20 protein-coding genes are annotated in these 25,410 nt (G+C 60.2%); 2 read left to right on the top strand and 18 right to left on the bottom strand.

All coding sequences use genetic code 11. The features are described 5' to 3' along the window. Positions 1-93: 93 nt before the first annotated feature. The 7 genes from recN to ASC90_RS06985 form a co-directional block, all read right to left on the bottom strand. Positions 94-1,767, bottom strand: a complete 1,674-nt coding sequence (gene recN / locus ASC90_RS07015; RefSeq protein WP_056537403.1) for a DNA repair protein RecN — start codon at positions 1,765-1,767, stop codon at positions 94-96. A 5-nt stretch (positions 1,768-1,772) separates the two neighbouring features. After that, on the bottom strand, positions 1,773-2,642 hold the full coding sequence (locus ASC90_RS07010; protein WP_200950859.1) for an outer membrane protein assembly factor BamD: 870 nt from the start codon (positions 2,640-2,642) through the stop codon (positions 1,773-1,775). A 275-nt stretch (positions 2,643-2,917) separates the two neighbouring features. After that, the gene (gene lpxC / locus ASC90_RS07005) at positions 2,918-3,874 is read right to left on the bottom strand and encodes a UDP-3-O-acyl-N-acetylglucosamine deacetylase (RefSeq protein WP_056537397.1); all 957 of its coding nucleotides are present in this window, start codon (positions 3,872-3,874) and stop codon (positions 2,918-2,920) included. 286 nt (positions 3,875-4,160) lie between these two features. Continuing rightward, positions 4,161-5,876 (bottom strand): cell division protein FtsZ, encoded by a 1,716-nt coding sequence (gene ftsZ, locus ASC90_RS07000; RefSeq protein ID WP_056537395.1) that lies wholly within the window; start codon positions 5,874-5,876, stop codon positions 4,161-4,163. 56 nt (positions 5,877-5,932) lie between these two features. After that, positions 5,933-7,264 carry a cell division protein FtsA gene (gene ftsA, locus ASC90_RS06995; RefSeq protein WP_056537393.1) on the bottom strand — a complete coding sequence of 444 codons (1,332 nt, stop codon included), beginning with the start codon at positions 7,262-7,264 and terminating at the stop codon, positions 5,933-5,935. After that, positions 7,261-8,193: a cell division protein FtsQ/DivIB gene (locus tag ASC90_RS06990; RefSeq protein ID WP_056537390.1), complete on the bottom strand. Its 933-nt coding sequence runs from the start codon at positions 8,191-8,193 to the stop codon at positions 7,261-7,263. The genes ftsA and ASC90_RS06990 overlap by 4 nt, the downstream gene beginning before the upstream one ends. Continuing rightward, positions 8,181-9,107: a D-alanine--D-alanine ligase gene (locus ASC90_RS06985; RefSeq protein WP_056537385.1), complete on the bottom strand. Its 927-nt coding sequence runs from the start codon at positions 9,105-9,107 to the stop codon at positions 8,181-8,183. The genes ASC90_RS06990 and ASC90_RS06985 overlap by 13 nt, the downstream gene beginning before the upstream one ends. A 417-nt stretch (positions 9,108-9,524) precedes the next feature. On the opposite strand from ASC90_RS06985, the gene ASC90_RS06980 reads away from it, so the two are divergent. Both ASC90_RS06980 and ASC90_RS06975 read left to right on the top strand, forming a co-directional pair. Beyond that, positions 9,525-10,829: an MFS transporter gene (locus ASC90_RS06980; protein WP_056537383.1), complete on the top strand. Its 1,305-nt coding sequence runs from the start codon at positions 9,525-9,527 to the stop codon at positions 10,827-10,829. A 112-nt stretch (positions 10,830-10,941) separates the two neighbouring features. Then, the gene (locus tag ASC90_RS06975; RefSeq protein ID WP_056537381.1) at positions 10,942-12,039 is read left to right on the top strand and encodes a metallophosphoesterase; all 1,098 of its coding nucleotides are present in this window, start codon (positions 10,942-10,944) and stop codon (positions 12,037-12,039) included. A gap of 3 nt (positions 12,040-12,042) precedes the next feature. Here ASC90_RS06975 and murB read toward each other — a convergent pair whose 3' ends face one another. The 11 genes from murB to rsmH all read right to left on the bottom strand — a co-directional run bounded on the left by murB (position 12,043) and on the right by rsmH (position 25,402). After that, positions 12,043-13,017 carry a UDP-N-acetylmuramate dehydrogenase gene (gene murB, locus ASC90_RS06970; protein ID WP_056537379.1) on the bottom strand — a complete coding sequence of 325 codons (975 nt, stop codon included), beginning with the start codon at positions 13,015-13,017 and terminating at the stop codon, positions 12,043-12,045. Continuing rightward, positions 13,014-14,429, bottom strand: coding sequence for a UDP-N-acetylmuramate--L-alanine ligase (gene murC / locus ASC90_RS06965; protein WP_056537377.1), 1,416 nt, complete (start codon positions 14,427-14,429; stop codon positions 13,014-13,016). Before murC ends, murB begins: the two co-directional genes overlap by 4 nt. Then, on the bottom strand, positions 14,426-15,550 hold the full coding sequence (murG, locus tag ASC90_RS06960; protein ID WP_056537374.1) for an undecaprenyldiphospho-muramoylpentapeptide beta-N-acetylglucosaminyltransferase: 1,125 nt from the start codon (positions 15,548-15,550) through the stop codon (positions 14,426-14,428). The genes murC and murG overlap by 4 nt, the downstream gene beginning before the upstream one ends. 6 nt (positions 15,551-15,556) lie before the next feature. After that, positions 15,557-16,711, bottom strand: a complete 1,155-nt coding sequence (gene ftsW / locus ASC90_RS06955) for a putative lipid II flippase FtsW (protein ID WP_056537371.1) — start codon at positions 16,709-16,711, stop codon at positions 15,557-15,559. A 1-nt stretch (position 16,712) separates the two neighbouring features. Continuing rightward, positions 16,713-18,125 carry a UDP-N-acetylmuramoyl-L-alanine--D-glutamate ligase gene (gene murD, locus ASC90_RS06950; RefSeq protein ID WP_056537368.1) on the bottom strand — a complete coding sequence of 471 codons (1,413 nt, stop codon included), beginning with the start codon at positions 18,123-18,125 and terminating at the stop codon, positions 16,713-16,715. Between the two features lie 7 nt (positions 18,126-18,132). Further along, positions 18,133-19,233 (bottom strand): phospho-N-acetylmuramoyl-pentapeptide-transferase, encoded by a 1,101-nt coding sequence (mraY, locus tag ASC90_RS06945; protein ID WP_056537363.1) that lies wholly within the window; start codon positions 19,231-19,233, stop codon positions 18,133-18,135. A gap of 22 nt (positions 19,234-19,255) precedes the next feature. Beyond that, complete coding sequence (locus tag ASC90_RS06940; RefSeq protein WP_056537360.1) at positions 19,256-20,689, bottom strand: UDP-N-acetylmuramoylalanyl-D-glutamyl-2,6-diaminopimelate--D-alanyl-D-alanine ligase; 1,434 nt, start codon at positions 20,687-20,689, stop codon at positions 19,256-19,258. Beyond that, complete coding sequence (locus ASC90_RS06935) at positions 20,686-22,146, bottom strand: UDP-N-acetylmuramoyl-L-alanyl-D-glutamate--2,6-diaminopimelate ligase (RefSeq protein WP_056537358.1); 1,461 nt, start codon at positions 22,144-22,146, stop codon at positions 20,686-20,688. Before ASC90_RS06935 ends, ASC90_RS06940 begins: the two co-directional genes overlap by 4 nt. Positions 22,147-22,213: 67 nt before the next feature. After that, entirely contained in the window at positions 22,214-23,965 is a 1,752-nt protein-coding gene (locus ASC90_RS06930) for a penicillin-binding protein 2 (RefSeq protein WP_056537355.1), read from the bottom strand. A 2-nt stretch (positions 23,966-23,967) separates the two neighbouring features. Continuing rightward, positions 23,968-24,375 (bottom strand): hypothetical protein, encoded by a 408-nt coding sequence (locus ASC90_RS06925; protein WP_056537353.1) that lies wholly within the window; start codon positions 24,373-24,375, stop codon positions 23,968-23,970. Between the two features lies 1 nt (position 24,376). Continuing rightward, positions 24,377-25,402 carry a 16S rRNA (cytosine(1402)-N(4))-methyltransferase RsmH gene (rsmH, locus tag ASC90_RS06920; RefSeq protein WP_056537352.1) on the bottom strand — a complete coding sequence of 342 codons (1,026 nt, stop codon included), beginning with the start codon at positions 25,400-25,402 and terminating at the stop codon, positions 24,377-24,379. Between the last annotated feature and the right edge of the window lie 8 nt (positions 25,403-25,410).

Genomic DNA, 25,410 nt, shown 5'->3' with positions numbered 1-25,410 from the left:
GGAATCTGGAGTCGTTTTTAGAGCAAAATCGGCGGATTGAAAGAGAGGAGGACACCACTTGGTGTCCCTTCTCCCCCGCTGCGCAAAGAGCGATCAGCCGTTGCCGGCGAGCAATCGGGCGGCAGCCGCCCTCGCCTCTTCGGTGACCGACGCGCCGGCCAGCATGCGAGCGATCTCTTCGTTCCGGTCCTTTGGTTCCATGGTGGCAACGCGTGTCGCGATCTTCTCGGAGCCCTCGAACGCCGGTCCCTTCGAGATCAGCAGATGCGTCGCCGCCCGGGCGGCCACCTGCGGCGCATGCGTGACCGAAAGCACCTGCACCCGGTCGGAGAGCCGCTTCAGCCGCTGCCCGATCGCATCCGCGACTGCCCCGCCGACCCCGGTATCGATTTCGTCGAAGACAAGTGTCGGCGCCGAGCCGCGATCCGCGAGCGCCACCTTCAGCGCCAGCAGGAAGCGAGAGAGTTCACCCCCAGATGCGACCTTCATGATCGAACCGGGACGCGTGCCGGGATTGGTCTGGACGTGGAATTCTATAACATCGATGCCCTCTGGAGCGGCTGCCTCCGCATTGGTGGTAATCTCCACCATGAAACGGGCACGCTCGAGCTTCAGGGCAGGCAGTTCCGCCATGACGGCTGATGCCAATGCCTCCGCGGCGTGATGGCGTTTGTCGGACAGCGAGCGCGCTGCTGCATCATAGCTCGCCTTGGCCACCCCGACTTCGGCCTCCAGCTTGGCAAGCTTCTCCTCGCCGGCGTCAAGATCGGCAAGGTCGCTGATCATCCGGACGGCGAGTGCCGGTAGCTCCGTGACCGGAACGGAGTATTTGCGCGAGGCAGCGCGTAGCGCAAACAGCCGTTCCTCGACGCGCTCCAACTCCCTCGGATCGTATTCGGTTTTCCGGAGCGCTGTCTCCACTTCCATCTGAGCGTTGGAAAGCTGGTCGAGGGCAGCGTCGAGAAGCGCTACGGTATCTTCCAACAGTCCCGGCGCCTCGTGGCTCTTGCGCTCCAGCCGACGAACCAGCGAGGCAATATGGGGCACCGGCGAGGCATTGCCATTCAGGAATTCGGAAGCCTCAGCAATGTCGCCGGCGATCCGTTCGGCTTTCATCATTTTCTGGCGACGGTCGGCAAGCTCTTCTTCCTCACCGTCTTGCGGCGAAAGCTTTTCAAGTTCGTCCACGGAGGAGCGGATGTAGTCAGCTTCACGGGCCGCATTCTCCACCTTCTCGCGATGCTTTTTTAGGGTGCGTTCCGTGTCCCGCCACGCACGATAAAGCTGGGAAACGCCGACAACGTCTTCGCTGATCCCTGCAAACGCATCGAGCAGCACCCGATGCGCATGCGTATCGACGAGCGCCCGATCGTCGTGCTGACCGTGAATCTCGACCAGCATCTGCCCGGCTTGGCGCATCAGTTGTACGCTGAGCGGCTGGTCATTGACATAAGCCTTCGTGCGTCCATCGGAAGTCTGGACGCGACGGAAGATGAGATCCCCGTCGTCATCGATGCCGTTTTCGCGAAGCAGCTTGCGGGCGTCATGATCCGGCCCCACGTCGAAGACAGCAGTCACCTGCCCTTTGTCTTCGCCATGGCGTACGAGGCCACCGTCGCCGCGCCCACCAAGCGCGAGCGACAGGCTGTCTAGCAGTATGGATTTGCCTGCACCAGTCTCGCCGGTCAGCACCGAAAGGCCGGTCTCGAAGGCAAGATCCAGCCGCTCGATCAGGACGATATCGCGGATCGAAAGCTGGATCAGCATTGGCCTCAGGAACCGAGCAGGAGTTTCTTGCCTGCCGCGGCGATCCAGGAGCCCGGGTTCTCACGCGGTTCTGTGCCACCACTCTTCAGCAGCTTGTAAGAATCCGCGTACCACTGGCTGTCCGGATAGTTGTGGCCGAGAACGGCCGCAGCAGTCTGTGCTTCTTCCACGATGCCCATTGCGTAATAGGCTTCGACGAGGCGAGCGAGTGCTTCCTCGATCTGGTTCGTGCTCGGATATTTTTCGACGACTGTTCGGAAGCGCGAGATAGCGGCAAGGTATTCCTTGCGCTCCATGTAGTAGCGGCCGATCTGCATTTCCTTGCCGGCGAGCTGGTCACGCGCAAACCGCATCTTCGCCTGCGCGTCGTCGACGTATTCGGAGTCTGGATAGTTGTCGACAACGGCCTGCATGGCCTCGACGGTCTTTGTTGCAGCGCGCTGGTCCTGCGTCACGTCAACGATCTGCTTCGAATAGCTGAGACCGATCAAATACTGCACATACGGTGCATCCTTGGATTTCGGATACTGCGCCATATAGCGATTGCCGGAAGCAAGCGCATCATCCAGGCGATTCTGGCGATACTTGACGAAGGTGCTCATCACCAAGGCCTTGCGTGCCCATTCGGAGAACGGGTTCTCGCGGTCGATGGCATCGAACTTGCGCGATGCCTCCGCCATATTGCCCGCCTTCATGTTGGCGAGGCCCTGATTATAGAGAACATCCGGCGGATCGGTTTCAAGGCCGAGCTTGGTAATATCGATGTCGGGGTCGGACTGGCATCCGGAAATCAAAGCGCCTGCGCCCAGCACCAAGAGCGATGCGAGCAAAGCGCGCGCTGTCTTCATCATACTTTCAGACCCTGCATAACCCATCGGAATAATCCCAACTGCCGCCATCCCTCAACGGCAGCCACGCCTCGCTGGCGTTTTTAGCCACAAATGCATGGCTAGAGCAACGCAATGATGATGCATTAACGCATTTTTGTGGCGACTACGCCCGTAATCAGCAGTTATGCCCAAGGAATGCTGCATACAGTTGGCGCTAAGCACCTGCAGCAAAACAGGTATCAGCTATCGTCCACGCATCATTTCCATAAAGAAACCGCCTCCCGAAGGAGGCGGCCCTGGCCTAAATTAGTCGATGGAGGTCATGCCGACCAGGGAGCAAATTCCGGCGCGTTGACCCGGATGAAATCCCGGGGGGCGACACGCTGGCGGGGCGCAGACGTCTCGACAACTTCATAGGCTGTCGGATCGCTGAGCAACGCCTTGAGAGCATTGGCATTCATCTTGTGGCCGCCGCGGTAGGACCGGTAGCAACCGATAAACGGAGCACCAGCGAGCGCCAGATCGCCAACGGCATCGAGTGCCTTGTGACGAACGAATTCATCCTTCGCATAGCGCAGGCCTTCGACGTTGATAACCGTGTTGTCGTCAGAGATGACAACCGAATTCTCCAGCGAAGAACCGAGAGCATGTCCGGAAGCCCAAAGACGCTCGACGTCGCGCATGAACCCGAAGGTCCGGGCACGCGACAGTTCGGACTTGAATGTCGCAGCCGTCAGGTCGCCTTCCCATTTCTGGCGGCCGATCAGCGGGCAATCGAAATCGATCTCGACTTCGAAGCGCGTGCCGTCATAGGGGCGAAACTCGCTCCAAGACCCGCCGTGCTCGATGCGAACCGGCTTGGTGATCCGGATGTAGCGGCGCTTCACACCAAGCGAAACCAGACCAACCTGCTCAACCGCGTCGATGAAGGGCATCGAACTGCCATCCATGATCGGCATCTCCGACCCATCGACCTCTATTAGGACGTTGTCGAGGCCAAGCGCGTAGACTGCCGCCATGACGTGCTCGATCGTCGCAACGGAGCGCGCGGGAGAAAAGCCGAGAACGGTGCAGAGATCAGTATTGCCGACCTGCGAAGACACAGCGCGGTACTCGGAGACCTCGCCATTTTCATGCATCCGATTGAATACGACACCCGTGTCGGCTTCTGCTGGGTTGAAGGTAATCGAAACGTCGGCACCAGAATGAACACCGATCCCCGAAAGAGTGACCGGACGCGAAACCGTCGTTTGAAAACCCAACATGCCAATAACCATAAATCTTGCCTTTATTCCCCTGGCGATCTGCTAGCGGCCAATATGCCGAAACCATCTGCCAAGGCTTTATTTCATTCCGCCGGAGTCAACCCTAGGGCGCGCAGAGACGGTTCATCGAACCCATACATACGTTCGCCCGCCACCCATTCCAAATCACTGTTTCTTTCGCTTTGTTACGAAAGCATCCCTTTGAAATTACGACATAATCCCAAGCGGATTTTACCCCTTAAAACACGAAGGCCCAGGAGCGAACTCCCGGGCCTCATCGTGGCGATTCTGTGCAGGCTCAGTTCGACTGGCGGCGCAGGAAGGCCGGAATTTCGAGCTGATCGTCTTCCTGCATCATCCGAGCCTGCGGAACGCTGCGGCCTTGTTCGTCGAGGTTTCCGCGACGCGGAGCGTAAAGGCTGGCTTCCGGAGACAGCGGGCGACGCTGCTGCGACGAGGCCGCTGGAGCCGACGTCATTTCCGGTGCGACTTCCTCTTCGCGGCGACCAAGCGAATTGGTGATCCGCTTCAGAAGCCCCATGGGCCCACGCTCTTCATGTGCATGCGAGGCCACGGCTGGCTGCGAGCGATGGTCGATCTCTGCCTGAACTACCGGCGGAAAGTCTTCGACCTTCGGCATGCGAACCGGCTGGGGTGCCATCGGCTGCTGCATCGCTGGCGCGGGCTGCTGCATCACCGGAGCCGGCTGGCTCATGGCCGGTTGGCTCATGACGGGCGCCTGCTGGACCGGTGCGGGACGAATGATGGGAGCGGCTTCCGGAGCTGCAAAGATCTTGCTCTGTGGGCGGAAGGTTTCCTGCGCTGCCGGCTGGTGGACCGGCTGTGCAGCACGAGGAGCGTGGATTTCGAGTTCACGTTCCATTTCCGCTTCGGCCATGCGGATCGTCTGTGCAATCACATCGGCTTTCGGTGCCTGCTGCATGACGGGTGCAGGCTGGACTGCGGCCGGTGCGGGAGCAACGGCCGCCGAAGGACGGATAATCGGCTTCTGGATCTGCTGGAAGTTCTTGCCGGCTGCTTCGTTCATGGCGCGGTCGATGCCGGTTGCGACGACGGAGACGCGGATGATGCCTTCAAGCGATTCATCGAAGGTTGCGCCGAGGATGATGTTCGCATCCGGATCGACTTCTTCGCGGATACGGGTAGCCGCTTCGTCGACTTCGAAGAGTGTCAGGTCGCGACCGCCGGTGATGGAGATCAGCAGGCCCTGTGCGCCCTTCATCGAGGTTTCGTCGAGCAGCGGGTTGGCAATAGCGGCTTCTGCAGCCTGCATCGCGCGGCCCTGGCCGGAAGCCTCGCCGGTACCCATCATTGCGCGGCCCATTTCGCGCATGACCGAACGGACGTCGGCGAAGTCGAGGTTGATGAGACCTTCCTTCACCATCAGGTCGGTGATGCAGGCAACGCCCGAGTAGAGAACTTGGTCGGCCATCGCGAAGGCGTCGGCAAAGGTCGTCTTGTCGTTGGCGATCCGGAACAGGTTCTGGTTCGGAATGACGATCAGGGTATCGACAGACTTCTGCAGTTCCTGGATGCCCGATTCGGCCAGACGCATGCGGCGTCCGCCTTCGAAGTGGAACGGCTTGGTGACGACGCCGACCGTCAGGATGCCCTTGTTGCGGGCGGCCTGCGCGACCACAGGAGCAGCACCGGTGCCGGTACCGCCGCCCATGCCGGCAGTGACGAAGCACATGTGGGTGCCGTTCAGGTGATCGACGATTTCGTCGATGCATTCTTCAGCAGCTGCACGACCGACTTCCGGCTGTGAACCCGCACCAAGACCTTCAGTGACGCTGGCGCCGAGCTGGATGATACGCTCAGCCTTGGTCATCGTCAGGGCCTGCGCGTCCGTGTTGGCGACGACGAAGTCGACGCCCTGGAGGCCTGCGGAAATCATGTTGTTGACAGCGTTGCCGCCGCCACCGCCGACACCGAACACGGTGATGCGCGGCTTCAGCTCTGTGATGTCAGGCTTATGCAGCTTGATAGTCATGGTACCGTTCCTTCTCTTTATGGCCGCATCGCCACGCCGGCCAATTCACTAAATCTCTAGAAGCTTTCCTTCAGCCACTGGCCCATCCGGGCAAAGCGGCTGCTATTTCCCCCAAGCGACATGAGCAGACCGCTCTGTGACGCGTGTGTTTCCATGTCCGCAACCTGCGGATAGATCATCAGGCCGACAGCCGTCGAAAAAGCCGGACCCTTGGCCGCCGTCGGCAGACCCGAAACGCCCATCGGACGACCGATGCGAACGTTGCGGGCAAGGATCTTGCGGGCAACATCGGCAAGGCCGGTCAGCTGGCTTGCGCCGCCTGTCAGCACGACACGCTTACCGACGATCGGGCTGAAGCCCGAGCGCTGGATGCGGTCGCGAATCAATTCCATTGTCTCTTCGATACGGGCGCTGACGATGCGCGACACCAACGCGCGCGGCACCTGTGTCGGAAGATCCCGATCGTCCTCGCCGATCGGCGGGATCGAGATCAGCTCACGCTCATCCGAAGAGTTCGGCATCGCAGAAGCATGTACAACCTTCAGCCGCTCGGCATCCTCGATGCGTGTAGACAGCCCGCGCGCCAGATCGGTGGTAACGTGATGACCACCAAGACCCACCGCATCGGTATGCACCAGCTTACCTTCTGCAAAGACGGAGATCGTGGTCGCGCCACCACCCATGTCGATTGCGGCGCAGCCGAGTTCGACCTCGTCATCGACGAGCGCCGCCAGGCCCGATGCGTAAGGCGTCGCTACGATACCCTCCACCGAGAGATGCGCGCGATTGACGCTGAGCTCGAGATTCTTCAGTGCCGTCCGCTCCGCCGTCACGACATGCATGTCGACACCCAGGACGTCACCGTACATCGACAAGGGATCGCGGATACCCCGCTCGCCGTCGAGGGAAAAACCGGTCGCCAGTGAGTGGAGCACGGCGCGATCCTGACGCAGAGACTGCTGGCAGGCGGCGGACAGGACCTTCTTGAGGTCGTTCAATTCGACTTCCTGACCGCCGAGATCGATCGTCGCAGTGTAGATATCACTGGTGAGACGGCCGGCCGTCAGGTTGACGATGAGACTTTCGACCGTCAGCCCGGCCATGCGCTCGGCGGCATCGACGGCTAGGCGAATCACGCCCTCCAGCGCGTCGAGGTCAGCGATGACGCCGGTCTTGATGCCGCGCGATCGCTGATGGCCGATGCCGATAATTTCGATGTTGTGCGTACGGCCGGGAAGAACCTGACTTTCCTCACGAGGCGTCAGTCGGCCGATCATGCAGACGACCTTTGTCGATCCGATGTCCAGAACCGAAACGATATGCGACCGCTTCGACGAAAGCGGCTTCAGGCGCGGCAATCCGAAATGGGACGAACCGAACATGCTCATATATTTTGCCCCGCCTTCTTCAAATCCTTGGTGCGCTGATCAAGCACAAGCTGCCGACGGGCTATCGCTTCCGGCGTCAACTGAATTGCCGTGCGATCGGTGAGCCTGAGATCGACCGCAGCGATATCGCGATCCAGAAGATCCTGCTCTTTGATGAATTTAGACAGCCGCGCCAGGGCCAGATCGACATCGTCTTCCGGCAGCTTCACCACGACGCTATTGTCCATATGGAGATCCCAGCGACGCCCGGAGACCCAGACATAGGCCTTCACCCGCGCCTTGATATCCGGCCATTTCGCAAACGCAACATCGAGAGACGCTGCAGCTGTCTCGGCACCGCGCCCAACAACCAGCGGCAGTTGCGAGAACTTGTTGTCACGCAACGGAGCGATGATCGCGCCGCCCCTTTCGACGAGCGAAAGCTCCTGGCCATGCTGCCAGATCGCCTCGGCCCGACGCTCCTTGAGCTTCACCTCTATGGTCTTCGGATAGATTTTGCGAACCTCGACACTCTCGACCCAGGGGAGCTTCGCAATACTCTGACGGGCGGCATCGACGTCGAGCGCCACGAGGGATGTCGTGCCATCAAGGCCTAACAACTGCAGGATCTCGATCTCCGAGGTTTCCGCGTTCCCGGACACCTTCACGTCATCAATCGCAAAGCCGGCGGCCGTCGTCGTCGCCTGAGCGACAGCCTCGGTGTGACCACCGAGCGACATGCCGTACAGACCCGTCGCAGCAAAAAATGCGAGAGCAGACGCAGTCCCCGTATGCACAGGGATGTGAATCCGCCCACTGCCGAGACTGACCAGGAAGCGCACCACACGACGCAGCGGGCGCGGCAACACCATCCGCCCGTCACCTTCCGCATAGGAAGGCTCGGCATGATGGCTGGGGCGCCCTATCCTTTTGACCGTCACCGAGAACAAGAAGCGTCCTCCACCATCCAACGAAGAAATTCACCGAACGAATAACCGGCATGACCGGCCATTTCAGGCACCAGAGAGGTTGGAGTCATTCCCGGCTGAGTATTGATTTCCAGCCAGATAATTTCACCATCTTCGGAGAGCCGATCATCGTAACGAAAGTCGGAGCGACTGACCCCACGGCAACCAATTGCTTGATGCGCCCTTAACGACAATGATTGTATTTTTTGGTAAATATTCGGTGAAATTTTTGCCGGGATGACGTGTTTTGAACCACCGGCAACATACTTGGAATCATAATCATAGAAGCTGTGGCCTTGCGGCACGATCTCGGTCACACCCAGCGCCTGATCACCCATGACTCCGCAGGTTAACTCGCGCCCATGGATGTAGCGCTCGACGATAACTTCCTCACCGTAGCGCCACTCGGCGGAACCGATGATCTGAGGCGGGTTCGGCTGATCCTCCTGAACGATCACAACACCGAAGCTGGACCCCTCCCGCACCGGCTTCACGACATAAGGAGGCTTCATCGGATGCTCCGACGGAAAGGCAAATCGATTGACGACCTGAGATTCGGCAATCGGTATGCCGACGGCAGCCGCAACACCCTTTGCCTTGCCTTTGTCCATGGCAAGCGCAGAGGCAAGGACGCCTGAGTGCGTGTAGGGGATCTCGAGATACTCCAGAATACCCTGAATGGTGCCGTCCTCGCCGAACGGGCCATGCAACGCATTGAAGACCACATCCGGACGCAGGGCGGAGAGTTTCGCCGAGACATCGCGATCGACATCGATCCGCGTCACCTGAAAGCCTTCAGCCTCAAGGGCATCAGCGCACGCCTTCCCCGAGGAAAGGCTGACCGGCCTCTCCGAGGAAAATCCGCCCATCAGGACAGCAACGTGCTTGCGACTCATAAATACCCCCAAAAATAACGTTTACTGTGAAATTCGACGCTTGCTCCAAGCTTGTTTCGCTTCGAATCCCGTTCCTTGGAACGCGTCCATTAGTGCAGCACTATGGTTAACGAAGCGTTTACTTTTGTTAACATCCTGCTCCAGAGTCCGTAAAATTCGACGTTAAAAAGACCGCCCGGAGACGCGAAAACCACACACCGGCAAGCCGGTACGTGGATTTCTTGCAAGCTAAGCTATCGGATCAAGCTTCCGCGCCAACCGCCGCTTTCGAAAGCATGCCGCCGGAGTGAACTGCGGACAGAGCCCGCGCCCATATTTGTCCGTTTGTTGCGCATTTTGCATTTGCGCCGAATTAAAATTGCGTTATGAGCCGAAGGCCTTTCAAGGCACCGAAATGCAATCCCGATTGGAATGAAAATGTCTGACGCGATATCCCGAGTATCGCCGACCTCCGCTTCATCGAACAGTGCGCAAGTCAACTCGCCGGCGCGTGTTCTGATCGCGAGCCTCGTCGGCACCACGATCGAGTTCTTTGATTTCTACGTGTATGCGACGGCGGCCGTGCTGGTCTTCCCCACGCTGTTCTTCCCGAACAGCGATGCGACCACCGCGCTTCTCGCCTCCTTTGCCACCTTCTCGATCGCCTTTTTCGCACGCCCGCTTGGCGCCGTGGTCTTCGGCCACTTTGGCGACCGGATCGGCCGCAAGACGACCTTGGTCGCGGCGTTGCTGACCATGGGCATCTCTACCGTCGTTATCGGCCTGCTGCCTTCCTATGAATCAATCGGCGTCCTTGCTCCGCTGTTGCTTGCGCTATGCCGGTTCGGCCAGGGCTTCGGCCTCGGTGGCGAATGGGGTGGCGCGGTTCTGCTCGCGACCGAAAACGCGCCGGAAGGCAAGCGCAGTTGGTACGGCATGTTCCCACAGCTCGGCGCGCCCGTCGGCCTGTTCCTGTCCTCCGGCATCTTCTGGATGCTGCTGCATGTCATGTCGCAGGAGGCGCTTCTAAGCTGGGGTTGGCGCGTACCGTTCATCGCCTCGATCGTCCTGATCGTCATCGGCCTGTGGGTACGTCTCTCCATCACGGAAACGCCGGCATTTCAGAAGGCTATCGACAAGCAGGAGCGTGTTGCGGTTCCGGTGGCTGAATTGTTCCGCAAGCACAAGCGGAGCCTATTCCTGGGTACCTTCGTGGCGCTTGCCACCTTCGTGCTCTTCTACATCGGCTCAGCCTACCTGCTGTCCTACAACGTCAAGGTCCTGAAGATCCCGTTCCTCGACGCCCTTGAAATCCAGATCGTCGGATCTGTTGCATTCGGTATCTTCATCCCGATATCAGGCAAGCTCGCGGAGCGTTTCGGACGGCGCGAGATGCTGATCCTGACCACGGTCCTGATCGGTATCTTCTCGTTCTTCCTGCCGGGACTGATGACCGGAGGCGAAGCCAGCATCCTCGTTTTCGCGATCCTCGCGATGGCCTTGATGGGCATGACCTATGGCCTGATCGGAACGGCACTTGCCGCACCCTTCCCAACTGCAGTCCGCTACACCGGCTCGTCGATCACCTTCAACCTGGCTGGCATCTTCGGCGCCTCGCTTGCCCCCTACATCGCCACTTGGCTGCAGGCGAACTACGGCATGACCTATGTCGGCTACTATCTGGGGATCGCCGCGGTGATCACGCTGATCTGCATCCTGGCATCCGGTCGCGACGAAGTCTAAGCGAGCAATCCATCGCAGCAGACGGCCGCGACGGGCAACCGACGCGGCCGTTTTATTGTTGCCTGCATGTGCGGTGGCCCTATTTCAGATCGTCGTTCAATGGGAGAGGCCAATGTTCACAAGGCGATCGCTGCTGAAGGGTGGATTTGGTGCGGGTGTTACGCTGGCATTGCCTTCGCAGGTCCAGGCAACGCCCCGGCCGGATGTGGATGTCACCTTTCTTGTCATCAATGATGTCCATGCCTGCCGCATTGGTGACGGACTAAGTCCCAGTTGCCTTTCGGAGGGGAAGACGGACACGAACCTGCTGCGCCATATCCGGGCGCTGAACAACATCTCTCGCGCGACCTGGCCGAAAGCAATTGTCGGCAAGGCCACGGGATTCGCTTTGGCAGGCCAGTCGATCGCGAAACCGCAGGGAATCGTTGTCTGCGGCGACGTCACCGATGATGGCGGCGGGCAAGTGGCCGAATTCGCCGAGGGCTCGCAACTTTTGCAGTTCTCTCATCGCTATCAGCAAGGCCAGGGAGCCGATCACGTCCACTTCCCTGTCTACGTTGGCCTCGGCAACCACGATCTTGATCAGGATGGACGCCCACCGCAAATCGACTGGTATCGTGATGAATTGCGCGACTATGTGCAGATGAACCACATGCCGAGCGTCTTCTTCAAGCCTCTTGTCCCCGTCGACAACTACGACAAGGCCTCGGACAATTATTCCTGGAACTGGGGCGGGCTCCATCTCATCCAGGCCCAGAGATATGGCGGCGACGGCACGAAGGGGACCGCGAGCAGTCTCGACTGGATGAAGCGCGACCTCGCTACCTACGCCGCCGATGGCCGGCCCGTCGTCATCTTTCAGCACTACGGATGGGACAAATTTTCGCTGGAGCGGTGGAATCCTGCGCGAAACACATTTACCGAAGATGGCAGCGGCGCGCCACACTGGTGGGGTGATTCAGAACGCGAGGATTTGCTTTCAACCCTCAGCAACTACAATGTTATCGGCATTTTCCACGGCCACGAGCACGACACGCCGATGGCCTACAAGGTCAACAATATCGATATCTTCAAGGCCAGAGCCGCCTATCTGGGCGGCTTCTGCCTTGTCCGGGTGACCAGCGACGAAATGGACGTAGCCATCGGCGACGCGAGCGACGACCATGGCGGGGTGATCTTCACCACCGCTTTCACCAAGCGGATGGGATAGAGTCTAATCGGTCGTTACACCCTGGAATGGCCGAACTTCCCGGCCGGGCATGAAGACGCCGAGGCGCTTGATTTCCCATTCGAGCTTGATGCCGGACCTCTCGAAAACTTCGCGGCGCACCTGCTCGCCGAGATATTCGAGGTCGTAACCGGTTGCCTGCCCGTTGTTGATCATGAAGTTGCAGTGCAGCGAACTCATCTGCGCACCACCGATCACCAAGCCACGGCAGCCTGCTTCGTCGATAAGCGTCCATGCGGAATGGCCGGGCGGATTCTTGAAGGTCGATCCCCCGGTCTTCTCGCGGATTGGCTGCACCGTTTCGCGGTGGTTGCGAACGGCGTCCATGTCAGCCCTAATCTTTGCGCGATCCTCCGGATATCCCTCGAACAGAACCGACGTGAAGATCAGATCGGCGGGAGCGGACGAAAGACGATAGTCGTAGCCCATGTCGGCATTCGAAAGCACATGCCTGTTGCCCTTGCGGTCGACAGCATTGACCTCGATGACGCGTTCACGCGTCTCGGCACCGTTTGCACCGGCATTCATGCGCGCCGCACCACCGATGCTGCCCGGTATGCCGTAGTAGAAATGGAACCCACCAATGCCGTTGTCCATCGCCATCGCGGCCACGTACTTGTCCGGGCAGATCGCACCCGCACGAATGCGATTCGCGCCCGCAAGCTCTACCGAGCCGAAACCCTTCGCCGAAAGACGCAGGACAACGCCGGGAATGCCGCCATCGCGGACAAGGATGTTCGAGCCGACACCAACAACGGTCAGCGGAACCTCTTGCGGAAGCAGCTTCAGAAAACTGATCAGGTCATCTTCATCGTGCGGCTGGAACATCAGCTCCGCAAGGCCACCGGCATGGAACCACGTGACGCGATCCATAGGCGCGTCCGGCGTGATCCTCCCACGGATATCCTTTACACCGTCGCCAAGCGACGCAAGAAGCTTTTCCCCATTCACCTGTTTCATGCAGATATTCCCGAAAGGCTTTCCAGTTGCTTGGGCAGCGCGGCTGCCCAGTATGTGATACTCCCAGCGCCCAACAGAACCACAAAATCGCCCGGCTTTGCAATCTCCGCGACCATTTCAGGCAAAAGCTCGGGGGAAAGCAGGAAGCGCGCATCGCGGTGGCCACCCGATTTGATACGGGAAACAAGCGCTTCCGAGTCCACGCCTTCGATCACATCCTCGCCCGCCGCATACACCGGCGCCAGAAAAATGCTGTCCGCATCGTTGAAGCACGCTGCAAACTCATCGAAAAGCGTGGCCAGTCGCGTATAGCGATGCGGCTGGTGGACGGCGATGACGCGCCCCTTGCAGGCTTCGCGCGCAGCCCTCAGCACGGCCCGGATCTCGACCGGATGGTGGCCGTAGTCATCGAAGATCTGCACGCCGTTCCATTCACCGGTCAGCGTGAAGCGGCGCTTGACGCCACCGAAGGAAGCAAGCCCCCTGGCGATGTCTTCGCTCGACATGCCGAGACGGTTGGCGACGGCGATGGCAGCCGTCGCGTTGGAAATATTGTGACGGCCGGGCATCGGCATGACGAGGTTGTCGAGCTTGATGACTTGGCCCGTGCGACGGCGGCGAATCTCGACATCGAAGATCGAGCGTGCACCGTCGATGCGGACATTCATGAAGCGGACATCTGCCTGCGGGTTCTCGCCATAGGTGATGACCTTGCGGTCCTCGATGCGACCGACCAGCGCCTGCACCTCGGGATGGTCAAGGCACATGACGCCAAAGCCATAGAACGGCACATTCTCGACGAACTGGCGGAATGCCGCGCGAACGGCATCGAAGTTGCCGTAGTGGTCGAGATGCTCGGGATCGATATTGGTGACAACGGCGACATCGGCGGGAAGCTTGAGGAAAGTACCGTCCGACTCGTCGGCTTCAACCACCATCCACTCGCCCTCGCCCATGCGGGCATTTGTGCCGTATGCGTTGATGATGCCACCATTGATAACCGTGGGATCGAGGCCGCCGGCTTCGAGAAGCGTGGCCACCAGCGACGTCGTGGTTGTCTTGCCGTGCGTGCCGCCGATCGCGATCGCATTGCGGAAGCGCATCAGTTCGGCCAGCATCTCTGCCCGGCGCACGACCGGCAGCAGCTTCTCCCGGGCGGCGGCCAGCTCGGGATTGTTGCCCTTGATCGCAGTCGAGACAACGACGACCTCGGCCTCGCCGAGGTTCTCGGCCCTGTGGCCGACGAATACCTCGATGCCCTTGTCGCGCAAGCGTTGGACGTTGGCGCTGTCTGCCTGGTCGGAGCCCTGCACCTTGTGGCCGAGATTGTGCAGCACCTCGGCGATGCCGCTCATGCCGATGCCACCGATGCCGATGAAATGGACGAGGCCGATGGCCTTCGGCATTTTCATACGCGTTTCCCCTTGAAGTCTGCAATTGTACGTCGTGCCGCAATAGCCTCTACCATGTCGGCAAGCAAGTTCGCCGCATCCGGTTTACCCGCCTGCTTAGCGGCGGCGGCCATTCGCGCAAGCTTTTCCGGGTCGTTCATCACCTGGGTCAGGATCGCAGCGATCTTCTCCGGCGAAAGCTCGGCCTGTGCAATGACCTTGGCTCCACCGGTTGCCGCGAGCGCTGCGGCGTTCGCCGCCTGGTCGTGGTCCAACGCATGCGGATAGGGCACAAGCACGGCTGGGCGCCCGATCACGGAAATCTCGGAAACAGTCGACGCGCCCGAGCGGCATATGACGAGATGCGCTGCCGCAAGCCGTTCGGCCATGTCGTTGAAGAACGGGGCGGTTTCCGCCGACATCTTCAATTGAGCGACACAGGAGCTCATCGTCTCCATGTCCTCGTGTCTAACCTGCTGGGTGATGCGCAGGCGGTCGCGAAGCTCTTCGTCCAGCAAGCTGATGGCCGTCGGCATTGCCTTGGAGAAATACTGCGCGCCCTGGCTACCGCCGAATACGACAAGATTGAAAGGCTCGCCCGCATTCGATGGAGAATACGGAACCTTCGCAGCAGCGATGATCGCCGGCCTCACCGGATTGCCCGTTGTCACCGTCTTGTCGGGGAACAGCCCGGTCCCCTCAGGCAGAAATCCACCGGCAATTGCCTGAACTCGGCTCGCCAACGCCTTGTTGGCACGGCCCATTACCGCATTCTGCTCATGGATCATGGCAGGCACGCCGAGACGCGTGGCCGCAAGCAACGGCGGCACCGTCGGATAGCCGCCGAAACCGACGACAACGACTGGCTTCAGCCGCGCGATGAGCGTCTTGGCGGCCCGCATGCCGCTCCAGAGCGTCCATAGCGAACGGCCCACCGCGACCGGGTTCTTCGAGGCGATCGTCGCTGAAGGCACGACATGAATTTCGTCAGCCGGGAATTTTCCCGCATAGCGTTCCGCACGGCTATCCGTGACCAGGTGGACGGAATAGCCGCGCTCCTTAAGCTTGTAGGCCAAAGCCTCCGCCGGGAACACATGGCCTCCGGTTCCGCCGGCGGCAAGCAGGACGATGCCTTTGCTCATGAACTCTTACTCCGCCGGCATGCCATGCGCGACCCGGAAGAGACTCCGGTCCTGCGCACGCTTTTCCGGCCTGTGACGCGTCAGCGCGAGAATGAACCCGGCTGTGACGCAGATCGCGACCATGGACGAACCGCCGTACGAAATCAGCGGCAATGTCATGCCCTTTGCCGGCAGCAGTTCGAGATTGACGCCCACGTTGATGATCGACTGTATGCCGATCTGCAGCACGAGGCCAGCAACGGCAAACCGGTTGAAGTCGTTGCGCTCCTTGTAGGCGTGCGAAAGACCACGCAGCACCAGAACGGAAAACAGCGCCACGAGCGCGATGCAGAAGATAATGCCGAACTCCTCGGCGGCAACGGAGAAGATGAAATCGGTATGCGCGTCTGGAATGATGCGCTTGACGATACCCTCGCCCGGCCCCTGGCCAAACCAGTCGCCACGGATGATGGCTTCGCGCGCGGTATCGATCTGGAAGGTATCCCCCTCGCCGGTCATGAACTTGTCGATACGCAGTGCGACGTGCGGGAACACGTAGTAGGCACTGACGAGACCACCAGCGCCGAGGGCGCCAAGCACAATGATCCAGAGCCAAGGCATGCCGGCCATGAAGAACATCCCGCCCCAGACCGCCGTCGTCAGGATCGTCTGTCCAAGGTCGGGCTGCGCCACGAGAAGCGCCGCCACGATGCCGAAGAGAATGATGGCGAAAAGATTGCCCGGAATTTCAGGCTGCCGCGCATGCTCCGCAAAGAGCCAGGCACAAACCACCACAAACGCAGGCTTCATGAACTCCGACGGCTGGATAGAGATGCCGGCAAGCGTGACCCACCGACGCGATCCCTTGACCTCGATACCGAAAAACAGTGCCAGCAGCATCATCGCCAAAGCGACGATGAGAAGGATGATCGCCGTTCGGCGCACCTGGCGCGGCGTCAGGAAGGACAGTCCGATCATCACGGAAATGGACGGGATCATGAACGCCGCATGGCGCTTGACGAAGTGGAACGGCTCAAGCCCGATGCGCTCCGCAACCGCTGGCGAAGCCGCGAAAGACAACATGAAGCCGATGCCCATCAGCAAGATGAACATCGCCAGGAAAAAGCGGTCGATGGTCCAGAACCAATCGGCCAAAGGCCCACGTTCCGCGCGACTTACCATGTCATTTATCTCCTGTTGCCGAAGCGATCAGCATGGTGATTCCATCGAGCGCTGCCACATGGCTGACAAATGCATCGCCCCTGACTTCAAAGTTCTTATATTGATCGAAGCTTGCGCAAGCCGGGGATAACATCACCGCCAAGGGGCCGCTTTCATCTTTTTCAGCATCCGCGGCCGCGTGCGCGACGGCTTGCTCCAATGTCCCGGAAATTTCGTAGGGCACCGAATCGCCCAGCGTCGCCGCAAACTCCGGCGCGGCCTCGCCGATCAGATAGGCCCTGGCGATATGCGGGAAGAGTGGTGCAAGGGTGGTAATGCCGCCCGCCTTCGGCAAACCACCGGCGATCCAGTAGATACGGTCGTAGCTGGAAAGCGCCGGCGCCGCAGCGTCGGCATTGGTCGCCTTGGAATCGTTGACGAAGACAGCACTGCCACGACGCGCCACCGGCTGCATGCGATGCTTGAGGCCTGGAAATGAGGCAAGCCCGGTACGGATTTCTTCTGGCGACAGGCCAACGGCCAGGCAGGCGGCAACCGCGGCAGCCGCATTCTGCGCATTGTGCCCGCCGCGCAGAGTCTGGATCCCGTCAAGGTCCGCAATCGGCAGCGCGGCCGCTGCAGAGGCCTGAATGAGCTTCGTGCCTTCCGCGTAGATCCCGTCCGCCAGCGGATGGCGGCGGGAAATGCGCATCACCTTGCCGCCGGCCCGCTCGATGCGATCGGCAATCGTTGCGCAATGGCTGTCGTCGACGCCGACAATCGCGATATCGCTGCCGGCGACCAGTCGCTCCTTGATATCGGCATAGTGCTGCATCGTACCGTGGCGATCGAGATGATCCGGTGTGAGGTTGAGCAGAATACCTGCGGTCGGATTGAGCGTCGGCGCCAAATCGATCTGGTAGGACGAGCACTCGACCACGTAAAACCGGCCAGCCTTCGGAGGATCGAGCGTCAGCACGGCGGTTCCGATATTGCCGCCGAGCTGGGTGTCTCGCCCGCTCGACCTGAGGATATGCGCAATCAGCGCCGTCGTGGTCGACTTGCCATTGGTGCCGGTGATTGCGATGAACGGACTATCGGGCGCATGGGCGCGCCGTTCGCGCACGAACAGTTCGACGTCGCCGACGATGTCGACACCGGCCGTCCGTGCCAGGTCGACGGTCCAGTGCGGCTTCGGATGCGTCAGCGGCACGCCTGGCGACAGCACGAATAGTGATTGCACATCCCAGTCGATGGTCCGCAGGTCCGCTGTGTGGATGCCCTCGGTCGCTGCTTTGGAGACGCTATCGGAATTGTCGTCCCACGCCGTCACATCGGCGCCGCCGAGAATCAACGCCCGCGCCGTTGCAACGCCGGAGCCGCCAAGCCCGAACAGCGCGACCTTTTTTCCTGCAAGCGTCGTGACCGGAATCATGACCGTCTCACCGCAGCTTCAGGGTGGAGAGGCCAAGGAGAGCTAGACCCACCGCGATAATCCAGAAGCGGATCACGACCTGGCTTTCGGTCCATCCCTTCTTTTCGAAATGGTGATGGATCGGCGCCATCAGGAACACGCGACGTCCCGTCATCTTGAAGAAACCGACCTGGATGATGACCGACAGCGTTTCTATGACGAACAGGCCACCAATGATCGCCATGACAATCTCGTGCTTGGTGGCCACGGCGACCGTGCCGATCGTCCCCCCGAGCGCCAGCGAACCAGTGTCACCCATGAAGATAGCGGCTGGCGGGGCATTGAACCAGAGAAAGCCAAGGCCCGCGCCGATGACGGCGCCAAGTACGACCGAAAGCTCGCCGGTACCCGGTACGAAGTTGATTTGCAGATAGTTTGCGAAAACGACGTTACCAGCAAGATATGCGATCACGCCGAAAGACGCAGCGGCGATCATGACCGGGACGATCGCGAGGCCATCGAGGCCGTCCGTCAGGTTCACGGCGTTGCCGGCGCTGACAATAACGAAACCGCCGAAGAGGACGAACATGATGCCGAGGTTGATCATGAAGTCCTTGAAGAAGGGGAAGGCGACCGACGAACCGAAGGTGGAGCCTGCGGTGCCCGAGGCAAGGGCGGTCCGCATCATGAAGTAGACCGCGATACCGGCGATCACGAACTCGATGCCGAGGCGAGCCTTGCCCGAGAAACCCTTGTGGCTCTGCTTGCTGACCTTCAGATAGTCATCATAGAAGCCGATCGCGCCGAAGCCGAGCGTCACGAGCAATGTCGCGACGACGTAGACGTTGGAGAGATCAGCCCATAGCAGCGACGAACCGACGATGCCGGCAAGGATCATCAGGCCGCCCATGGTTGGCGTGCCAGCCTTCTTGAAATGTGTTTGCGGGCCGTCGGCGCGGATCGGCTGTCCCTTGCCCTGACGGATGCGCAGGGAATTGATGATCATCGGGCCGAAGAGGAAAACGATCAGCGCGGAAGTGAACAGGGAGGCGCCCGTACGGAAGGTAATATACCTGAACAGATTCAGAAACTTCAGGTGTTCCGACAGTTCGACTAGCCAAATCAGCATTCAGGGCCCCTTGTTTACCCGCTCAAAATTCGCGTTGCGTGTCGGCAAATGGCGGGAACTTGTCAAGGAGCGCGGCGACAATCTTGCCGAAACCGATGCCCAGTGACGATTTTACCATCAGCACGTCGCCAGCCGCGACAGCGTCCAATACGTATTCGATAAGTTCTTCGGTCTTCTCGCGGTGCTCGACCTGCACGCTTTCCGGAAGCGATTCCCTGAGCGCAATCATCTCGGGGCCCGCAAGCCAGACATGTTCTATCCCGGCGTCGAGCAGTGGCCCGACGAGATCCGAATGGACTCTCTGCGCGTAATCGCCCATTTCCAACATATCGCCAAGGACCGCGATGCGGCGGCCGGACCCAGCCGGCACGGCGCTTGCAAGAACCGAGATCGCCGCGCGCATGGATGCGGGATTGGCGTTGTAGCTCTCGTCGATAACGGTGAAGGAGCCATTGTCGATCGCCAACTTGTGGCGGCGCCCCCTGCCCTTTTCCGGTTGAAGCATCGCAAGAGCCGCAATCGCCTGCTGTATGTCCGCCCCGACAATCTTGACGACGCCCAGCGCGGCGAGCGCATTTTCGGCGATGTGACGGCCAGGCGCGCCGAGCGCCACTTCGTTGGTCTCGCCATCGATGGTAATCCAGAGTGTCGAGCTTTGATCCGAGCCGTTGAATTCGGCTAGTCGATATTCCGCCTTGGCATGCTGGCCGAACGAGTGGATATGCTCGATACCGAATGACTGCGCGGTCCGATCGAGAAAGTTGAATTGGTCGTTGTCGCGGTTGAGCACGACATGGCCGCCGGGCATCACGCCTTCGAAGATCTCTGCTTTTGCAGTTGCAATTTCCTTGATGCTCTTGAAGTTGCCGAGGTGCGCCGGCGCGATCGTGGTTATGACTGCCACATGCGGTGAAATCATCTTCACCAGCGGGCGAATTTCGTCCGGATGGTTCATGCCCACTTCGAAGACCCCGAAATAGGTGTCGAGCGGCATGCGGGCGAGCGTCAGCGGCACGCCCCAGTGATTGTTGAAGGAGGCGACGGAAGCGTGGACCTTGCCCGATGGCGACAAAACCCGCCGCAGCATCTCCTTGGTGGTGGTCTTTCCGACTGACCCGGTGACGGCGATGATCTGGGCGCGAGAGCGGGCCCGGGCGGCTAGCCCGAGACGCCCCAGTGCGGCAAGCACGTCATCGACGACGATCATTGGCACGGTCAGGCGTCCCATGGCCGGAAGACGCGACTCGTTGACGATGAGGAGAGCCGCGCCGTTGGCCATCGCCATCGACGCGTAATCATGACCGTCCACGCGATCTCCCTTGATCGCGAAGAAGGCTTCGCCCGGACCGATGGAACGGCTGTCGATGGAAATACCCGTGATACCCTCCGGCAGCGTGCCGAAAGGTCGGCCTGCCATGGCGGCAATCATGTCTTCCGTCGTCCAAAGCCAGTTCACGGTTTCAGCTCCTCCAAAGCCTTGCGCAATTCGGCGTGGTCAGAAAACGGTAGGGTAAGGCTCCCAACCGTCTGCCCTTCCTCGTGTCCCTTGCCAGCGACGATCAGAGTGTCGCCCGATGTCAGCATGCCGACCGCCTCGCGGATCGCCTTGGCGCGATCACCGATCTCCGACGCGCAACCCGCAACCACTAGAATCTCGGCGCGGATCGACGCGGGCTCTTCCGAGCGCGGATTGTCATCGGTGACGATCACGACGTCGGCGAGCCGGCAAGCGATTTCCCCCATAATTGGACGCTTGCCCCGGTCGCGGTCACCGCCGCAACCGAAAACGACGATCACGCGTCCGGTCGTGAATGGACGCACCGACTCCAGCACATTGGCAAGCGCATCCGGCTTGTGTGCGTAGTCGACGTAAGCCAGCGCGCCGTCCTTTGTGTGACCGACCAGCTCGAGGCGACCCGAAGCACCCTGCAGTTTCTCCAGGGCTGCCATGGCAACCTTGGCCGGAACGCCGGTCGACATAGCGAGCCCGGCAGCGACCAATGCGTTGGCTACCTGAAAATCACCGGCAAGCGGAATGTCGACCTCGAAAATCTCGCCGTTGGCATGGATCTCAGCAACCTGCTTGTGCCGGAAGTGCTCGACGCGCTTCAACGTCAGATAGTCACCCTTGCGGCCGACAGTGCGGACCTCGTGGCCAGCGTCTCTGGCTGCCTTCACTGCCTGCTCCGACCATGCATCGTCGGCGAAGATCACCGCAGGCGACCCCTTCGGCAGCAGCGTATCGAACAGCCGCATCTTCGCGGCCATGTAACTCTCTATCGTCGGATGGTAGTCCATGTGGTCGCGGCCGAGATTGGTGAAGGCTGCGGCAGCAAGCGCAACGCCGTCGAGGCGGCATTGGTCGAGACCATGGCTGGAGGCCTCCATCGACGCGTGCGTGACACCCTCGTCTGCCAACTCAGCCAGAAGAGCATGCAGCGAAACGGGATCGGGCGTTGTCAGGGAGCCGTATTCGTTTCGGGTCGGCGAGACGACACCGGTGGTGCCGATCATCGCTGCCGGATACCCGGCATGAGCCCAGATCTGCCGCGTGAAGGAAGCCACGGACGTCTTGCCGGCTGTACCCGTGACAGCGACCATTGTTTCCGGCTGATTTCCATAGAAATGGGAAGCGGCAATCGAGAGGAAGCGGCGCGGTTCTTCAACGACAAGGACGGGAACAGCGGAATCGGCGGCATGAGCGGCGATTGCAACCGCAGCACCGCGCGCTGCCGCATCCGCTATGAAGCCCGCGCCGTCAGCCTTCGTACCGGCGACAGCGACGAATGCCATGCCGGGCGAAATCTTCCTGCTGTCGGAGGAAAGCCCTGCGATATCGAGCGCGCCTATCTCCCCGTCCAGTTGGTCCTTGAGTTCCGGAAACGCGTCCCCGGCGATGTCTCGCAATCTCATCGAATGTACTTTTCTTCTTCGAGCCGCCACGCCCCCATGGCGAATCGGCCTCGACATTCATTCAGACTCAATAAGACACCAACATGGCCGATCCGTCGTCACCGAACTTCGGTTCCACACCGAGGATTGGTGCAGCACGCGCAATGATGTTCTTGACCATCGGCGCGGCTGTGTAGGCGGCGATGTTTTGTCCCTTTTCGCCATTGTGCGGCTCGTCGCAGAATGTCAGCACCATGTACTTCGGGTCGTCCATGGGAAAAGCCGCCAGAAAGGCGTTGAAGTTGAGGTTGGTGGCATAGCGGCCGTTCACCACCTTGTCCGCGGTACCGGTCTTGCCGCCGACTTGAAAGCCGGGCACGTCGGCGTTGCGGCCCGATCCTTTGATGCCGTTGAGCTTGAAGAGGTAACGTACGTCGTCGCTTGTCGATTTCTTGACCACGACCTCGGCGACATCATCGGCCTGTTCCCGCGTCCGTGGCAGAAAAGTCGGCTCTATCAGCTTGCCACCATTGATAAGCGCAGCGCCCGCGACGGCAGTCTGCAACGGCGTGGTCGAGACGCCGTGGCCGAAAGAGATCGTGATCGAGTTGATTTTCTTCCAGACTTTGGGCTGGCTCGGCATTTTCACTTCCGGCAGCTCCGTCTGCATCTTGCTCAGCAGTCCGAGCTTTGTCAGGTAATCCTTCTGCGCCTCCATGCCGACGATATCGATGATGCGGGCGGTGCCGACGTTGGAGGAATACTGGAATACTTCAGGCAGCGTCAGCCAGCGACGCTGGCCGTGAAAGTCGTGGATGGTGAAACCGCCGATACGGATCGGCTGAGTCGCGTCGAAACTGTCGGTCAGCTTGACCTTGCCGGTATCGAGCGCCATCGCCAGCGAGAACGTCTTGAAGGTGGAGCCCATCTCGAACGTGCCGTTCGACATGCGGTTCAGCCAGCCTTCCTTTGCGCCTTCCATGGGATTGTTCGGATCGAAATCGGGAGCCGACGCCATGGCCAGCACTTCGCCGGTATGGATATCGAGAATCACGGCCCCGGCGCCTTTCGCCTCGTAGTTCTTGACAGCGTTGACGACCACGTCGCGCACGATGTTCTGCACGCGGACATCGATCGACAGCCGCACGGGCTCCAGTGGTTGATCGCTTGTCATGCCGACCGAAGCAAGGTCCGCAAGCCCTTGATCGTCGATGTATTTTTCCATGCCGGCGACGCCACGGTTGTCGATGTTGACGTAGCCGAGAATGTGAGCGGCGGTCGCGCCACCGGGGTAGAAACGGCGTTTCTCAGGTCGGAAGCCTATACCGGGAATTCCAAGTGCCAGGATCTGGCTTTGCTGCTTCGGCGTCAGCTGGCGGCGAAGCCAGGCGAAATGCGAGGTGCGGTTCGCAAGCTTCTTGTAGGTGCCCTTCATGTCGAGGTCGGGAAGTACCGTCGAGAGCTTTTCCACGGCGTCGTCTGGATCGACGACCTTGTGGGGTTCGGCAAACAGCGACACGGTACGGATGTCGGTGGCAAGCACTTCGCCATTTCGATCCAGAATATCCGGCCGCGACGCCATGAGGCGATCAGGCGGGAGAATGCTGGAAACGACCTCGGGATCCTTGACAGCGTACTCGACAAGGCGACCACCGATGACGCAATAGACGCCGATAAAACCGACGATCAACAGACCGACGCGGCTCCTGGCCTGCCCCGCCCTCTTCTTTCGCGACCCCTCGATCGGCGCCTTCGCGGAAGGCCCGCCAAAGCGATTGTAAACGCCGGCGGAAAAATGCGCCTGGCTCTTCAACACCATGATGCGTGAAAGGAAAGACATTTCTACTCCACAGATCCGGTTGCCATATCGTCTTCATCCACCGCAGGCTTTAGCGGAGAGGGTTTCTTCGCCTTGCCGCTAGAACCCGCCTTTGCTTCCGTGATATCGGGAACCGGCACCTGCGACTTCAGCATCGGCAGTTCCCTGGAATGCACGAGCGACGTCGACTGCGTCGGCTGCAATTGGAGTTCACTGTTGTAGTTGTTGACGAGACGCTCCAGCCTGTTCGGCTGCGACTGCAGGGCCCAGTCGGCCTTCAGCAGGTCAATCGTATCCTTTTCGAGCTTTATCTCAGCCTCGAGGCGATGAACCTCCTCGAGCTTGAGCTCGGAATGGTGCTTGATCGTGTAGGTGACGGCAGCTGCGGCTGTCATGACACCGACAAGGACAAGATCGAACGTTCTCAGCATTTCACGCTCCGAGCTTTCCAAGACTGGCGAGATTGGGCAATCCGAAGATCGAGAGATCGGCCGGTTCAGCCCGCGCTGCGGTTCGCAGACCGGCGCGCAACTTCGCCGAACGTGCGCGTGGATTAGCCTCGGCCTCCTCGGCGCTGGCTGAAACCATCGGTTTTCCAATCGGCTCGAACGTTGCCGCTCGCTCGTGCGCAATTGGCAGATGGCGCGAACCGGAAGCCTTGCCCGCCCGGTCCGAGAAGAATTTCTTGACGATCCGGTCTTCGAGCGAATGAAAGGTAACGACAACCAATCGACCACCCGGCTTCAACGACCGCTCTGCAGCAAAGAGCGCCTGCGCCAGCTCGCCGAGCTCGTCGTTGACGAAGATGCGCAACGCCTGAAAGACCCGCGTTGCCGGATGGATCTTGTCCTTCATCTTGCGCGGCGTCACCAATTCGATCAGTCCGGCCAGGTCGCGCGTCGTCTCGAAGGGCTTCTCCATGCGACGCTTTTCGATCGCATGCGCAATCCGCGGCGCCTGGCTCTCCTCGCCGAGGAAATGAAAGATGCGAATCAGTTCCGCAACCTTGGCTCGATTGATCACGTCGGCAGCGGAAACACCGGCTGCGGACATCCGCATGTCCAGCGGACCATTCTTCTGGAAAGAGAAACCGCGCTCTGCCTCATCGATCTGCATCGACGATACGCCGATATCAAGCACGACACCGTCGAGACCTTCAGCCGGCGCCTGATCAGCGAGCGAGGAAAACTGCGAATGGACGAGCCGGAGGCGACCGCCGTGTGCTTCGACAAGCCCCTGCCCGGCATCGATGGCGGTGGGATCGCGGTCGAGCGCGACCACATCCGCACCGGCAGAGAGAATGGCCAATGTATAGCCACCTGCACCAAACGTGCCATCGAGAACAAGCTTTCCCCCGGCCGGCTCGAGCGCCGCCAAAACCTCAGCCAGGAGAACCGGAATGTGGCGAACCGGTCCGCCACCGGCATCAGTTGAACCTCCGCCAGGATTCGCCACCATTCCGTACC

The sequence above is a fragment of the Rhizobium sp. Root1220 genome, from assembly GCF_001426265.1.
Taxonomy (GTDB): domain Bacteria; phylum Pseudomonadota; class Alphaproteobacteria; order Rhizobiales; family Rhizobiaceae; genus Rhizobium.
This window is presented reverse-complemented; position numbering and strand designations above follow the sequence as displayed.

What these genes read in the sequence shown, in the direction of transcription:
- recN (WP_056537403.1), bottom strand. Translation starts at nt 1,767, where the DNA reads ATGCTGATCCAGCTTTCGATCCGCGATATCGTCCTGATCGAGCGGCTG.
- ASC90_RS07010 (WP_200950859.1), bottom strand. Translation starts at nt 2,642, where the DNA reads ATGGGTTATGCAGGGTCTGAAAGTATGATGAAGACAGCGCGCGCTTTG.
- lpxC (WP_056537397.1), bottom strand. Translation starts at nt 3,874, where the DNA reads ATGGTTATTGGCATGTTGGGTTTTCAAACGACGGTTTCGCGTCCGGTC.
- ftsZ (WP_056537395.1), bottom strand. Translation starts at nt 5,876, where the DNA reads ATGACTATCAAGCTGCATAAGCCTGACATCACAGAGCTGAAGCCGCGC.
- ftsA (WP_056537393.1), bottom strand. Translation starts at nt 7,264, where the DNA reads ATGAGCATGTTCGGTTCGTCCCATTTCGGATTGCCGCGCCTGAAGCCG.
- ASC90_RS06985 (WP_056537385.1), bottom strand. Translation starts at nt 9,107, where the DNA reads ATGAGTCGCAAGCACGTTGCTGTCCTGATGGGCGGATTTTCCTCGGAG.
- ASC90_RS06980 (WP_056537383.1), top strand. Translation starts at nt 9,525, where the DNA reads ATGTCTGACGCGATATCCCGAGTATCGCCGACCTCCGCTTCATCGAAC.
- ASC90_RS06975 (WP_056537381.1), top strand. Translation starts at nt 10,942, where the DNA reads ATGTTCACAAGGCGATCGCTGCTGAAGGGTGGATTTGGTGCGGGTGTT.
- murB (WP_056537379.1), bottom strand. Translation starts at nt 13,017, where the DNA reads ATGAAACAGGTGAATGGGGAAAAGCTTCTTGCGTCGCTTGGCGACGGT.
- murC (WP_056537377.1), bottom strand. Translation starts at nt 14,429, where the DNA reads ATGAAAATGCCGAAGGCCATCGGCCTCGTCCATTTCATCGGCATCGGT.
- murG (WP_056537374.1), bottom strand. Translation starts at nt 15,550, where the DNA reads ATGAGCAAAGGCATCGTCCTGCTTGCCGCCGGCGGAACCGGAGGCCAT.
- ftsW (WP_056537371.1), bottom strand. Translation starts at nt 16,711, where the DNA reads ATGGTAAGTCGCGCGGAACGTGGGCCTTTGGCCGATTGGTTCTGGACC.
- murD (WP_056537368.1), bottom strand. Translation starts at nt 18,125, where the DNA reads ATGATTCCGGTCACGACGCTTGCAGGAAAAAAGGTCGCGCTGTTCGGG.
- mraY (WP_056537363.1), bottom strand. Translation starts at nt 19,233, where the DNA reads ATGCTGATTTGGCTAGTCGAACTGTCGGAACACCTGAAGTTTCTGAAT.
- ASC90_RS06935 (WP_056537358.1), bottom strand. Translation starts at nt 22,146, where the DNA reads ATGAGATTGCGAGACATCGCCGGGGACGCGTTTCCGGAACTCAAGGAC.
- ASC90_RS06930 (WP_056537355.1), bottom strand. Translation starts at nt 23,965, where the DNA reads ATGTCTTTCCTTTCACGCATCATGGTGTTGAAGAGCCAGGCGCATTTT.
- ASC90_RS06925 (WP_056537353.1), bottom strand. Translation starts at nt 24,375, where the DNA reads ATGCTGAGAACGTTCGATCTTGTCCTTGTCGGTGTCATGACAGCCGCA.
- rsmH (WP_056537352.1), bottom strand. Translation starts at nt 25,402, where the DNA reads ATGGTGGCGAATCCTGGCGGAGGTTCAACTGATGCCGGTGGCGGACCG.